This window comes from Sulfitobacter sp. EhC04, from assembly GCF_001650875.1.
Classification (GTDB): Bacteria; Pseudomonadota; Alphaproteobacteria; order Rhodobacterales; family Rhodobacteraceae; genus Sulfitobacter.
Window position 1 is genome coordinate 1 of record NZ_LXYI01000027.1, and the last position, 13,565, is coordinate 13,565.

The following is a 13,565-nucleotide window of genomic DNA, read 5'->3' on the forward strand; positions in this document are numbered from 1 at the left end:
TTTGCGACACTACCAATGCAAATCCCCAGAGCTTTTCCACTCCCCGCCAAGACTGGTGAAAATATCGAAAATGCTGCTAAGCTGTACAGAATCACTCAGCGAAATTTCACGTGTTTTGGGAGGAAACCGATGAATAAGCCGATGCATTACGATGACTGGCAAGAAAATTTGCACAGCATCTGCGGCCACTACTATGGCGTGGCAAAACCCCGTCAAAGACTTATTCACGGCCGCGTGGACGCCCATAAATTCGACACGTTGGACGTGGCATCGGTTGCAGGGGATGTGGACTGCATCAAGCGCGACCGGGCCGGGATCAAGCGTGACGAAAGTGAACACATCTTTTTCCTGTTCCAGCTCACTGGCCAGCTGAAAGTACGGCACAACAACAACCGTGTCATTCTCAACCCCAGCGAAAGTCTGCTTCTTGATTCCACCAAAGAAGCCGAACTGGATTTTGACAGTGCGCCCGGTCATCTGATCTCGCTTCATATGCCGCGCAGCACCTTTCTGGCCGCCAGCAAGCATGAAGTAGAGATTGGCCTGAAGATGTGTGCCGAACATCCAATGGCGGCAACGATCCAAAAGCAAATCAGTAATTTCGCACTGGGCGGCAAGGTCGACGGCGATGTTCACAAAGCCAGCAGCGATATGCTGCTGAACATGATCCAGCTGGCGTTCAGCAATGTGGAAAATGTGGAACCTAACTATCATCCCGGTGTGAACGAGGATCGTTTTCAGTTTGCCATCCAGTTGATTGAAAGCCACCTGACCGAAGACGAATTGACGCTGGATTGGCTGGCGGACCGGATGCTCATTTCGCGCAGACAGGTGCAGCGGGTATTTCAGGAAGCAAACGACAGTTTCGCCAAGGCGGTACGGTCCCGGCGGCTCAAGCTTGTTGCAGAGACCCTCTGCTCCATCGGGTCACAGAGCAAACCCGCGCGTATTTCCGAAGTGGCCTATTATGTAGGTTTTCGCGACCTTTCAAACTTCAACCGTGGCTTCAAAGAACAATACGGGCGCTCGCCGCGCGAATATGTTTCTGACCATTCTACCACCGTGCCGGGCTGACCGATCAGGATTTTGGCATCTCGCGGTAGATGGCAGTGACATCTTCCGCCGGTTGCTTTTCGGTGTATTGCACAAGCACCCCGTGGTGCGGTGACTTGATGCAGGTCGGGTCCGTCGCCGCCGGGTCCCCCGCAAGTGCCATCGCCTGACACCGGCAGCCGCCGAAATCAAGTTTTTTGCGATCACACGACCGGCAAGGTTCCTGCATCCAGTCATCACCACGATAGACATTGAATGCGGCCCCATTGTACCAGATATCGCCAAGCGCGCGGTCGGTGACATTGTCAAATGACAGGTTTTTGATGGTTTGTGCGGCATGGCAGGGCAACACATCTCCTTCCGGTGTGATGTTCAACCCGGACGTGCCCCAGCCGCCCATACATCTTTTGGGGTAATCACCGTGATAATCGGCGGGGACATAGTCGATCACCAAGGTGCCTTTGTGTCGGTCGCGCGCCTCTGCCACGATGTGGCTGGCCTCTCGCGCTTGCGCGCGCGTGGGCATAAGAAAGTCACGGTTTTGCAACGCCCAGCCGTGAAATTGCACAATGGCAACTTCGATCCTGCGCGCTTTCATCGTAATCGCCATATCGATGGCCTCGGGCAGTTGATGCAGGTTCTGACGGTGGACCACCGCGTTCAATGTCAGGGGCAGCCCGGCGTCCACAATCCATTGCGCTGCGGCCATCTTGCGTTTGAAGCCGCCCTGATAACCGCCGATACGGTCGGCCATGTCGGCGTCAGTACCTTGCAAGGACAGTTGCACATGATCCAAACCCGCCGCATCCAGTGCCGCTACACGCTTCTCGGTCAGACCAACGGCAGAGGTGATCAGGTTGGTATAAAGGCCCGCTGCCCGTGCGCCCGCAACCAGATCCACCAGATCCGTTCGTGCAGCCGGTTCTCCTCCCGACAGGTGAAGCTGCAACACACCCAGTTCCGCCGCTTGCCGAATCACATCGAGCCAGACGTCCGTGCCCAATTCGCGTGCCTTTTGTGTCAAAGCCACCGGGTTCGAACAATAAGGGCATGACAGCGGACAACGGTGCGTCAACTCTGCAAGCATCGCAATAGGGGGCGGGGGCGTCATGGTTTGACCTCCAGAATACGCCTGTCTGACAGTTTGGTGATAAAGGCCGCCACATCCTTGGCGACCGCCTCTGCCGGTGCATGATGTGTCAGAGCCAGCGTTTGAACGACCATATCAAAACTTGCCGCGCCGTCGATCTCTTCAAGGATCGCGCAACCGATAGGGTCCAGAACGATGGCCCGTTCAGGGGCAAGCAAGAACCAAGTGTCGCGCACCTTGTCAAAATGCACCCTCACGCCGCGTGGTAGGATGGGTATATCGCTGCCCTTCAACGTCATGGGACGGCCTGAAATGTACCGGGTTTCCACGCCCCCGGCGGGATGGCGGCAGGCGTTACATAGGCTGCGGTTAACGCATCCAACTGCGCCCAAAGCACATCTGTCTTGAATTCCAGCGCTGCAATAGCCGCTTCCTGTTTCTCTGCCGTGTCGGCATGATCCAGCACCCATGACAGGCCGAACGCCACATCCTTTGGCGCTTCTTTCAATCGGTTCTGGAAATACGAGAGGCTGTTGTCATTCGCAAATTCATAGTTTTTGAGCAGCCCGCGAATGCGGTCCGCATGGATCTTGGGTGCGAAGAGTTCGGTCAGCGAGGCGGCCACCGCCTCGAGCAACGGACGGTCGCGCACAAACCGCACGTAGGCATCCACCGCAAAACGAGTCCCGGGCAGCACACCTCGCTTGCTGGCAACGTAGTTACGGTCGATTCCGACCGCATCAGCCAGCCGCAGCCACCGCATGATGCCGCCTTCGTTGTCCCCGGTGCCGTCATGGTCCTCTATCCGGGATCGCCATGCCCGGCGCAAGGCAGGGTCCTCGACCCTGCTCATGAACGCCGCGTCCTTGATGGGGATGCTGGCCTGATAGTAGAACCGATTGATGACCCAGGCCTGCACTTGGGTTTTTGAACAATCGCCGCCATGCAGCATTTTATGAAACGGGTGCAAATCATGATACCGCGCCGGTCCCACGTCCCGCAAACGGGCTTCGAATGCATCGCGGATGCTCACAACGCGAACTCCATACCGTCCCGTGCGATTGTCCAGCCCGCAGCCCTGATGTCACGGGCAACGGCCGAGCGTAGATCAAGCGCGGGGTTGGTGTTGTTCATGTGTACAAAGACCTTTTCCTTCACATCTATATCCCGGAACGCGGCGATAGTGCCGTCGGGCCCTGACATTGACATATGACCCATGCGCTTGCCTGTTTTCCGGCTCAACCCGGCCTGTACCATTTCATCGTCTGTCCACAGCGTACCGTCAAAAAACACAATATCCGCTCCCTGAAGCCGCGCACGCAACGCGTCCGTCATGGCCGCACAGCCGGGTATATAGAAGATACGGGCGTCGTCGTAGGTAATCTCGACACCAACCGTCTGCTCGCCTTCAAGATCAGTCTGTACCTCCGCCCCCTCCATGAAAAGCGGTACTTTGCCTGGCACGGCAAATGTCGTGCAGGTCAAACCGGACACCAACGAAAAGGTTGCGTTCAAGTGTGTGATCTTGCGGGTTACAAATTCAGGGTTGAGCGCAGAAAACACCGGATTGTTTTCCAACACCCGGTGGATGTCACGCGTGGCAAACAGATCAAATGCCTGTTGTTCACGCAACGACAAAAGCCCTGCAATATGATCAAGATCCCCATTGGTCAGCAAGACGGATGCCAAAGGCACACTACGCACACCAGTCGGATGCAACATAGGCGTTCGCGCCAATTGCTGCCGGATGTCGGGGGAGGCATTGATGATCGCCCAATCCGCACCGTTGGCAGTTACAGCGATCGAACTCTGAGTTTGCTCAGGGATGTATCCTGCACGGCAAGCCGCGCAATTTTCACAACCACAGTTCCACTGCGGAAGCCCTCCTCCCGCAACGGCACCCAATATCAAAGCCCGGAACATAGATGTGATACTCCGCGCAACAGTCTTCTAGAATAAGACGCCGTCGTCGCCTTCACGGTCACCGTCAGGGCCGTACATGTTAATTTCCATGCCGCACTCAATCTCGCGCAGTACTGGTGTAGTCCAAGTCATAACAATATCCTCCATTTGTGCATCGTATAACAGAAGAGTAATCCATAGGAGTCATTTTCCACTAATCCACAACTTTGGCATTTCCCGCCAAAGATGTTGGTTATTGCGACAAGATCAGCGAACAGGCCCACATCTCTCTTGCGAAATGAAGGCAGTAGTTAGCATCATAAGTAGAGAACTGGTGATCGATTTTTGGGTTGGTTGGCTTGGAAAAAAGAGAGAAATCAAATTGAGTGACATGCGTAGTGTATTAGATAAAGCGGTTACAAATCATAACGTGCCGTTTGTGGTCGCGTGTCTGACGTCAGCGCCTATGGGTCCCAATAGGCCGATTTGATAAGAGAGTGTTCTTGGCTCATCGTAACCACCGAGGAGTGGACGATGAGAAAGACAACTAAAAGCCCTGGCGAGAAGATCGTCAAAGATATCAAGCGCGCAACGCGCAAGCATTATTCATCCGAAGAAAAGATCAGGATTGTGCTGGACGGCCTGCGCGGGGAGGACAGCATCGCTGAGCTGTGTCGCCGTGAAGGCATCTCGCAGGGCATCTACTACAAGTGGTCGAAAGACTTCATGGAAGCTGGCAAGCGGCGTCTGGCTGGCGATACGGCACGTGCTGCGAACACAGACGAGGTGAAGGATCTGCGTCGAGAAGCCCGCGATCTGAAGGAAGTGGTTGCGAAGCAGACTCTGGAACTCCGTTTGCTCAAAAAAAGCATGTTCGACGGTGGGGGCGACCCCGAATGAGATATGCCGCATCTGAGAAACTGGAGATCATCCATCTGGTCGAAAGGTCGCATCTGTCGGCCCGGCTGACACTGGCCAAGCTGGGTATCCCACGCACCACGTTCTATCGTTGGTATGATCGGTATCTGCAGCGTGGCGAGGCTGGGCTGCAGGATCAATCCCCCAAGCCAAAGCATGTTTGGAACCGCATTCCTGACGAAGTTCGGTGCAAGGTTGTGAAGTTAGCGCTGAAAGAGACGGAACTGTCGCCACGCGAACTGGCGGTGGCGTTCACAGACAAGGAAAGCTATTTTGTATCAGAGGCTTCGACGTATCGGATCCTCAAGGCACATGACCTGATCACCAGTCCAGCCTTCATCGTGATGAAAGCAGCTGATGAGTTCCGCGATAAGACGACAGCACCCAATCAGCTTTGGCAAACTGACTTCACCTATCTCAAGGTCATTGGCTGGGGTTGGTTCTATCTCAGCACGATCTTGGATGACTACAGCCGCTATATCATCACATGGAAACTCTGTACCGGCATGGCTGCATCGGACGTTCAAGACACGTTGAACCAAGCCTTGGAAGCAACAGGGTTGGATCAGGCAAATGTGGTACATCGTCCCCGCCTTCTGTCCGATAACGGTCCATGTTACATCTCCGGCGATCTGGCTGAATATCTGGAAGTCAAAGGCATAACGCACACTCGCGGCGCGCCTTATCATCCGCAAACACAAGGCAAAATCGAGCGATGGCATCAAACACTGAAGAACCGCATTCTGCTGGAAAACTACTTCTTACCCGGTGATCTTGAAGCGCATATCGCTGCCTTTGTTGGGCACTACAACCATAAGCGATACCATGAGAGCCTGAAAAACGTCACACCTGCCGACGTTTACACAGGCCGTGGCCACACAATCCTGCTTGAAAGGGAAAAGACAAAAAGGAGGACTATGAAGCTAAGGCGCTTGCAGCACGCTAAATCCGCTGGTTAAATGAAACCAGATGAGCGATGACTCCTCAGAGTCAAACTGCCATCTGTCTCAAACTATTTGATGACGGACACTGCCTCACGATCGCCAAATCGCGCAGCGGTTTGAAGCAGCATTTCCGGAATTGTTTTTTCGATTAGCGGTTGATCAGTTAGCCCTATAACGTGCGAAAAGCCGGCTTGCGGTAAACGGTGTGTCATGTATTCCCTCGCACGTTGGCTCCACTGTTGTGGAGCCAACGTTATTTGTCGTTAGATCAGGCCGTTTTTGCGACGTTGATCACTTGCATTTGGCAGTATTCTGCAAGGCCCTCAGTAGATTGCTCGACCCCAAGCCCCGACCCTTTGAAACCGGCCATTGGGATGTGCGGCCCGATGTTGAGCTGTTGGTTCACCCAAACCGATCCGGATTCGATGCGGCCTGCAATTTCAGTCGCGCTTTCGACGTCCTTTGAATGAACGGATCCACCCAAGCCGTAGTCGCTATTGTTGGCACGAGAAACCACATCATCAATGTCTGCAAAAGAAACGACCGGCAGGATTGGACCGAACTGTTCTTCATCCACAATTTTGTCGCCGTCTTTTACATCTCGCACGATAGTTGGCTTGATAAAATAGCCCTTGCCTGCTGGGGCTTCGCCACCAGCAATGATGGTGCCGCAAGCCTTAGCATCGTCAAGATATCCTTTGATCTTTTCATATTGCGCTTTGTTTTGGATAGGCCCAACAGTTGTACCCTGCTTCAAGCCATCGCCCACGACGGCTTGCCCCGCAAGATCAGCAAGTGCTTCGCAGAACTCATCGTAGATGTTCTCATGTACATACGCACGTTTCACCGCCAAGCAGACCTGCCCCGCGTTCAAGAATGCACCACCGTAAACCTTTTCTGCCGCAGCCTTCACGTCAACATCAGGCATCACGATGGATGGATCATTGCCACCCATCTCCAAAGTGACCCGTTTCATTGTGTTCGCAGCAGACGCCATGATGCGCTTGCCAGTTTCTGAAGAGCCCGTGAAGCCAATCTTGGAGATACCAGAGTGCGCGGACATCTTTGGCCCAAGATCATTGTTGTCGGTGATGATATTCACCAAGCCAGCTGGGAAGATTTCGGCACATATCTCCGCCAAACGTAGCGCGGCAACAGGCGTTGTTGGCGCCGGCTTCAATACGATTGAATTGCCTGCCATCAAGGCTGGGCCAATTTTCCAGCAGCAAAGCAAAATCGGGAAATTCCAAGCGATGATGCCCCCCACAACGCCCAACGGCTTATGGCGCGTTTCGATGAAGAAATCATCGTCATCTTGGATAACGCGATCCGGCAACTCAAGTGTTGCCGTATGCGCCAAATAGCCGATGCCCCACTGCACTTCGCCAGCCGCTTCTGGAAGCGGCTTGCCCTGTTCAAGCGTGATCAGCCGTGCCAGCTCAGCTTCGTTTTCTGCCAATGCAGCAGACAAAGCTTCAACCTTGGCGCGACGATCAGCCATGGATGTTTTCTCCCAACTCTTTTGGGCTACTGACGCGGCTGCAACGGCCTCGTCAAGTTGGGCTTCCGAGGCATGCGGCACCCGCGCAAAAACCTCTTCTGTTGCTGGGTTAATCACATCAACCCACTTATCAGATGCTACCATCTGACCGTTAATCAGCATTTTCATGTCCATTGAATCTCTCCTTACCCACCGCATGAACGATTTAAGTCCCATCGGTGTCCTCCCTTAAGTTGGCCCCCATCCGAGCGCCACGATCAAGATAGAAGCATCATTTGTTGACCATGTCTTGAAGCCGCACGCCTACTGATTTGCATCCTGCGCCAAAAAAACGACCCAAAAACAGACAATTAAGAGGCTCTGCTTAGATACGCTGTGGGGCTGAGATCATAGCGTTTCTTGAATATCCGGTTGAAATGGGATTGATCCGAAAACCCAGACGAATGTGCCAACTCAGCGATGCTCATCTGCCGGCCCCGACGGCCTGAAATTTGGCTGGCAGCGATAAAATGCTGAAGACGGCGCTCTAGCAAGAATTCGGTGAAACTCGTGCCTGAGCTGGAAAAATCGCGCTGAAGTTGCCGTCGTGACCGCCCAACGCATCGTGCCAGATAGTCGATGGAAAAGTCAGGATTACTGAGGTTTTGATCAATTACCTGTGACATATAGCGCATCCGTCCGCCCCGATTGCGCAGATGGTTCATTGAGACGTGTTCTAATTCTGGGCCGAAGGCCATCGCGACAAAATCAAAGAAGTCTTCCGATTTAAAGTGATCGAGTTCGTCTTTGTTCACCTCGATGCTAGTGAGGTTTTCCAAGCTCGCATGAAGAGGATGGCGCGATGTAACTTTCGTGCCCGTTGCCGGAGCATGCTTCCGGTCCGATAGAAATAGGTTCCGCGGAATATGAACAGACTCAAACTCGGATGTCTGATTCTCGAAGAACAACTCTGCCGGACGCGTCGAATCGAGCAATAGGAATTCACCTGGCCTAAGAACGGTTTCCTTGTTGCAATGTCTGACACCCGTTTCCCCACAAACTTGATGCAACAAAAAGAAATGCTCTGCATCGTCCCGGCGAATACCTTGCTGGGTTCGGCTTAACCGGTTGATAGTGCAATTGATTGAAGCCATGTGAAGGCCATGGACCTCGTTCACGTCAAACCGCTCAGACGCAGCACAATCCTTGGTGGGCTCCGAGTAGTAATGACCACAGCATTCCCGCAATCGGGTCCGCCACTCATCGTATACCAACATATTATGCCCTCCCTTCGTCTATGCCCCACGCAGCTCTACGCGCCTGATCTTACCCGAAATCGTTTTGGGTAGCGAATCTACGAATTCAATCTCGCGGGGATATTTATATGGCGCTGTTAGGTTTTTGCAAAAATCTTGTATCTCGGCTGCCAACGCTTCACTGCCGACCACCCCGTCAGCAAGAATGATGTATGCTTTGACCAATTGCCCACGAGTTTCATCAGGAACACCAATTACGGCACTTTCCATGATCTTGTCATGCTCAAGCAGCGCGCTTTCGACCTCAAACGGGCTGATCCGATAACCCGAGGAAGAGATCAGGTCATCGGATCGGCCCACAAACCAAAGATATCCGTCGGGATCTCTGGAGGCGGTATCTCCGGTGTAGTACCAACCGTTGCGGAAGGAGTCAGTTATAAGCTCTCCGTCGCGCAAATAGCCATGGAATAGGCCAGCGGGCCAGGCATCTGAGATTTTGATCGCGATATGACCGACCTCATCATCTGGCAAGACACTGCCTTCATCATCAACCACGTTGATGTCAAAACCAGGTACTGGTTTTCCCATCGACCCGTTTCGCGTCTCGAGGCCAGGGAAATTACCAACGATATTAATTGTCTCTGTCTGCCCGTAGCCATCCGCGATGATCGTACCCGTATGCTCTTGCCAATACCGGATAACCTCGGGATTCAGCGGCTCGCCAGCGCCAAGACAACGACGCAAAGACGATAGATCGTATTGCGTCAGATCCTGTTGTGCAAAGAGGCGGTAGACGGTTGGTGGCGCACAAAATGTTGTCACACCAATCTCTTTGATGGCACGCAAATGCGCCTCCACATCCATACCGGGCGCATCATATAATACCGTGGTACAGCCCATCAGCATTTGCGGAAACAACATCCCCCAAGCCGCCTTTGCCCAGCCAGTATCGGTCAACGTCCAGTGTATGTCGCTTTCGCGTAGGTCCATCCAGAATAGCGCCGTTGCCGCATGCGCCAAAGCATAGCCGAAATCACGTGGCACCATCTTGGGTAAAGCAGTAGTGCCGGACGTGAAATATATCATCATCGTATCTGAAGCGCTGAACGGTGCGACGTCGCCCCCCACCAGCGACCCATCTTGGTCCGCACATAGCATTTCAAACGATAACCAATCGCCTGAGGCCTCACCCACCACAATCAGATGTTCCAAAGTTGGGCATTCGGCGCGGATGCTGTCGACTTTTTCAACATGCATCAGCGAAACGATCACGGCCTTGGCCCCAGCCTGATTAATCCGGTAAGCGATGTCTTTCGCCGTCAAAAGGTTCGTGCCCGGCATCGATATCACGCCCGCCTTCATACAACCAAACAAAACCTTGTGCCACGCAGGTTCCCGTCCGATGACGACACAAGCCGCATCACCACGTTGCAAGCCAAGTGCCAACAGCGCTTGCCCAAATTTCGCGGACACCGTGCTGAGTTCTGAATAGGTCACGGCAGTTTTTGTGCCCGCAGTGATGTTCACCGCCAGCAAAGCATCCTTGTCGGCCTCACGGGACCGTACATCCAGAACATCAAATGCAAAATTGAAATGCGTTGGAATGTCGGGCTTGTAGGTCGTCCATGCCGTTTCGTAGTCGCGTGCTATATGGTCGAATGTGATCATTTTGTCCTCCCTCAGGTCGCGTTACGCATGATGTCACGCGCGATGACCAATCGTTGAATTTCGCTCGTTCCCTCGTAGATTTGGCACACCCGCACATCGCGGTAGATCCGTTCGACAGGGTAGTCTTTCAGATAGCCGTAGCCGCCCATGATCTGGATCGCGGCAGAGCACACCCGCTCTGCCATCTCAGAAGCGAACAGCTTCGCCATTGAGGCCTGTTGCAGACAGGGGATGCCTGCGTCTTTTTGTGACGCTGCCAATCGAACAAGCTGCCGCGCCGCCTCAATCTCGGTGGCCATGTCTGCCAGTTTAAATGAAACGGCTTGCTGGGAGGCAATCGCAGACCCAAAGGCTTGCCGGTCTGCGGCGTAGTCGCGCGCCAACTCAAACGCCTTGCGTGCCATTCCAACAGCTTGGGAAGCAATCCCTATGCGACCGCCCTCCAGATTGGCCAGAGCGATCTTGTATCCTTCGCCTTCTTCTCCCAAAAGGTTTTCGGCGGGGATGCGCATATCGTTAAAGCTTAGTTGGCAGGTGTCGGATGCATTGATGCCCAGTTTGTCTTCAACCCGCACGACCTCATAGCCCGGTGTGTCAGTTTCAACGATGAATGCGCTAATACTTTTCTTGCCTGCCGACTTGTCAGTAACCGCGAAGACGATGATCAGCGCCCCGTTTTTGCCCGACGTGATGAACTGTTTGGCGCCATTTAGAACATAGTGATCCCCATCACGCACGGCCGTTGTACGCAGGTTGGACGCATCTGATCCAGCCTGCGGTTCAGTAAGAGCAAAGCCACCAATCCATGCGCCACTGGCCAGTTTGGGCAGGTATTTCCGCTTTTGTGTTTCCGTTCCATATTTTGCAATCGGAACACAGGCGACCGAAGAATGAACTGAAAGGATCGTTGAACAGGCTCCGTCACCGGCAGCGACTTCCTCAACGACGGTTGAATAACTGATCGTGTCGCTGTCCATGCCACCAAATTCCTCTGGGACCAGCATGCCAAGGAAGCCAAGTGTGCCCATCTCATCGAGTGCGGCCCTGGGAAATTCGCTGTTGCGGTCGCGGTGCTCTGCGCCAGGCCAAAGTTGTTCTTGAGCGAACTGGCGGGCGGTGTCTTGGATAGCTTGTTGTGTGTCGTCAAGGCTCATCAGTTTACTCCATTAGTTCCAACGCGATGGCAGTAGCTTCGCCACCGCCAATGCAAATACTGGCCATGCCACGTTTGACATCCAGCGTGCGCATCGCATTCAGCAGTGTGACCATGATCCGGGCACCAGACGCCCCAATCGGATGCCCCAACGCGCAGGCGCCGCCGTGAATATTGGTTTGATCATGCGGCAGACCCAGTGTCTTGATGGCGGCCATTGCAACCACCGCGAAGGCCTCGTTGATTTCGAACAGATCATAGTCGCCAATTTTGGTGTCGGTCTTTGTCAGCAACTTTTCGACGGCGTTGATCGGGGCCACCGGAAACCGATCCGGAGTCGTCCCATGCGTACTGTGCCCCAATATCCGGGCAAGCGGCGTCAGCCCCTTTGCCTCGGCCACGCTGGCCCGCGTCATAACAAGCGCCGCAGCTCCATCCGAGATCGAAGATGCATTGGCCGCCGTCACGGTTCCGTCTTTGGCAAAAGCGGGCCGCAAGGTTGGGATCTTGTCACGCTTTGCATTGCGCAGCTGTTCGTCACTATCGACGCTGTTTGTACCGCGCCTGATTGGCACATCAACAGGTGCAATTTCACCCGCCAAGTGGCCATTCACCTGCGCTGCCAACGCGCGATCCAGCGAGGTGATGGCATAGGTATCCTGTGCGTCGCGGGTGAACTGATAATCCGTCGCACAGCGTTCAGCGAAAACGCCCATCAGGGTGCCGGTTTCATACGCATCTTCGAGCCCGTCGAGAAACATGTGATCCATGGCTTGGGCGTGCCCCATGCGCAACCCTTGACGGGCGCGGGGCAAAAGATAAGGCGCGTTAGACATGCTTTCCGTGCCGCCAACGACAGCCAGATCAATGCTGTCAGCCACGAGACTATCATAAGCCATCATGGCGGTCTTCATCCCGGACCCGCACATCTTGTTGACGGTTGCCGCCCCAGCGTACTCCGGTATGCCCGCACCCAATGACACTTGTCGGGCGGGAGCCTGACCTTGCCCCGCGCTCAACACGTTGCCAAAGATCACCTCATCCACGTCTGCTGGCGCAACACCACTGCTGTGCAAAGCTGCCGATACCGCAACAGATCCAAGCTGGGCTGCTGTCATGCCGCTCAACTCACCGCCGAGTCCGCCCATAGGCGTGCGCTTTGCACCGACAATAACGATCGGATCATCAAGCATTACTAAATCCTTATTGCGGAGCCATACGAAGTGCACCATCCAGACGGATGACCTCTCCGTTTAGGGTTTTGTTTTCGAAAATATGAGAGACGAGCGCGCCAAAATCGGCGGTGTCGGCCAATTTTGCGGGGAACGGCACTGTTGCTTCCAACGCACCGCGCACATCTTCCGGAAGCCCTGCCAACATGGGCGTATCAAAAATGCCGGGCGCAATAGACACGACCCGCACTCCAAGATTTGCCATGTCTCGTGCCGCAGGTAGCGTCATGGACGCAACAGCCCCCTTAGAAGCAGCGTAGGCAATCTGACCTATTTGCCCGTCATAGGCTGCGATAGAGGATGTATTGACGACGACGCCCCGCTGGCCATCACTGTCTGGAGAGTTTGCGGCCATATGCGAAACAGCAGCACGCATCAAATTGAACGTGCCAATGACATTTACCGAGATCACCTTTTTGAAGACATCTGCGTCATGCGGGCCTTTGCGAGACACCAATTTTCCGCCCTGCACAATGCCTGCGCAGTTGACCAAACCAACCATGCCTCCGAAGTCACGTTTGACTTGCTCGCACATCCCATCGACGGCGTCAGTGTCGGAGACGTCAACCTGATAGGCTTTGACACCATTAGGCAATGCCTGCTGGTCAATTTCTGTCAGGTCAACCGCCGCAACCGAATAGCCTTGCTGCACTAGCCTCTTGGCGGCCGCTTGACCCAATCCGGATGCAGCGCCCGTGACGATAACCGCAAATGTACTATCCATGATGTCCCCCTCATTGCGAGCTTACCTCTTGAATTGCCTGCAGGCAGTGTCATAAAGCCTCAATATGCTGACACAAAATGCCACCCAATTGATCGCTCGGGTCTTTGTTGACGAGGTGCTCGAAAGTGGATTGCGGGCGCGCATC

The 13,565-nt window shown here is 54.1% G+C and carries 13 protein-coding genes; 2 read left to right on the forward strand and 11 right to left on the reverse strand.

Going from position 1 to position 13,565, the window contains the following annotated elements:
* On the forward strand, positions 1-1,074 hold a 1,074-nt coding region (locus tag A8B82_RS12765), incomplete at its 5' end, for a helix-turn-helix domain-containing protein (RefSeq protein ID WP_138069758.1).
* A gap of 4 nt (positions 1,075-1,078) precedes the next feature.
* Here the strand turns inward: A8B82_RS12765 and pqqE are convergent.
* From pqqE to pqqA, 5 genes are read right to left on the reverse strand one after another with little or no spacing between them, the layout of a single operon-like run.
* Complete coding sequence (gene pqqE, locus A8B82_RS12770) at positions 1,079-2,164, reverse strand: pyrroloquinoline quinone biosynthesis protein PqqE (RefSeq protein ID WP_067292979.1); 1,086 nt, start codon at positions 2,162-2,164, stop codon at positions 1,079-1,081.
* Positions 2,161-2,442: a pyrroloquinoline quinone biosynthesis peptide chaperone PqqD gene (gene pqqD, locus A8B82_RS12775; protein ID WP_067292982.1), complete on the reverse strand. Its 282-nt coding sequence runs from the start codon at positions 2,440-2,442 to the stop codon at positions 2,161-2,163. The genes pqqE and pqqD overlap by 4 nt, the downstream gene beginning before the upstream one ends.
* A complete protein-coding gene (gene pqqC / locus A8B82_RS12780; RefSeq protein WP_067292985.1) occupies positions 2,439-3,176 on the reverse strand; it encodes a pyrroloquinoline-quinone synthase PqqC in 738 nt (245 codons plus the stop codon). Before pqqC ends, pqqD begins: the two co-directional genes overlap by 4 nt.
* On the reverse strand, positions 3,173-4,066 hold the full coding sequence (gene pqqB / locus A8B82_RS12785) for a pyrroloquinoline quinone biosynthesis protein PqqB (RefSeq protein WP_067292988.1): 894 nt from the start codon (positions 4,064-4,066) through the stop codon (positions 3,173-3,175). Before pqqB ends, pqqC begins: the two co-directional genes overlap by 4 nt.
* Before the next feature lie 27 nt (positions 4,067-4,093).
* Complete coding sequence (pqqA, locus tag A8B82_RS12790) at positions 4,094-4,198, reverse strand: pyrroloquinoline quinone precursor peptide PqqA (RefSeq protein ID WP_067293013.1); 105 nt, start codon at positions 4,196-4,198, stop codon at positions 4,094-4,096.
* A 381-nt stretch (positions 4,199-4,579) separates the two neighbouring features.
* Between pqqA and A8B82_RS12800 the strand changes: the two genes are divergently transcribed.
* A protein-coding gene (locus A8B82_RS12800) for an IS3 family transposase (RefSeq protein WP_138069759.1) occupies positions 4,580-5,922 on the forward strand; the annotation gives its coding sequence in 2 pieces (ribosomal slippage) (positions 4,580-4,907 and positions 4,907-5,922; 1,344 coding nt in all).
* A 253-nt stretch (positions 5,923-6,175) separates the two neighbouring features.
* On the opposite strand, the gene A8B82_RS12805 is transcribed toward A8B82_RS12800, so the two are convergent.
* From A8B82_RS12805 to A8B82_RS12830, 6 genes are all read right to left on the reverse strand, one after another.
* Complete coding sequence (locus A8B82_RS12805) at positions 6,176-7,582, reverse strand: aldehyde dehydrogenase family protein (protein ID WP_067292996.1); 1,407 nt, start codon at positions 7,580-7,582, stop codon at positions 6,176-6,178.
* A 176-nt stretch (positions 7,583-7,758) separates the two neighbouring features.
* On the reverse strand, positions 7,759-8,664 hold the full coding sequence (locus tag A8B82_RS12810; RefSeq protein ID WP_067292998.1) for a helix-turn-helix domain-containing protein: 906 nt from the start codon (positions 8,662-8,664) through the stop codon (positions 7,759-7,761).
* 18 nt (positions 8,665-8,682) lie between these two features.
* Positions 8,683-10,311 (reverse strand): acyl-CoA synthetase, encoded by a 1,629-nt coding sequence (locus tag A8B82_RS12815; protein ID WP_067293002.1) that lies wholly within the window; start codon positions 10,309-10,311, stop codon positions 8,683-8,685.
* A gap of 11 nt (positions 10,312-10,322) precedes the next feature.
* A complete protein-coding gene (locus A8B82_RS12820; RefSeq protein ID WP_067293005.1) occupies positions 10,323-11,465 on the reverse strand; it encodes an acyl-CoA dehydrogenase family protein in 1,143 nt (380 codons plus the stop codon).
* A gap of 4 nt (positions 11,466-11,469) precedes the next feature.
* Positions 11,470-12,657, reverse strand: coding sequence for an acetyl-CoA C-acyltransferase (locus A8B82_RS12825; RefSeq protein ID WP_067293007.1), 1,188 nt, complete (start codon positions 12,655-12,657; stop codon positions 11,470-11,472).
* Between the two features lie 10 nt (positions 12,658-12,667).
* Entirely contained in the window at positions 12,668-13,420 is a 753-nt protein-coding gene (locus tag A8B82_RS12830) for an SDR family NAD(P)-dependent oxidoreductase (RefSeq protein ID WP_067293010.1), read from the reverse strand.
* Positions 13,421-13,565 lie beyond the last annotated feature (145 nt).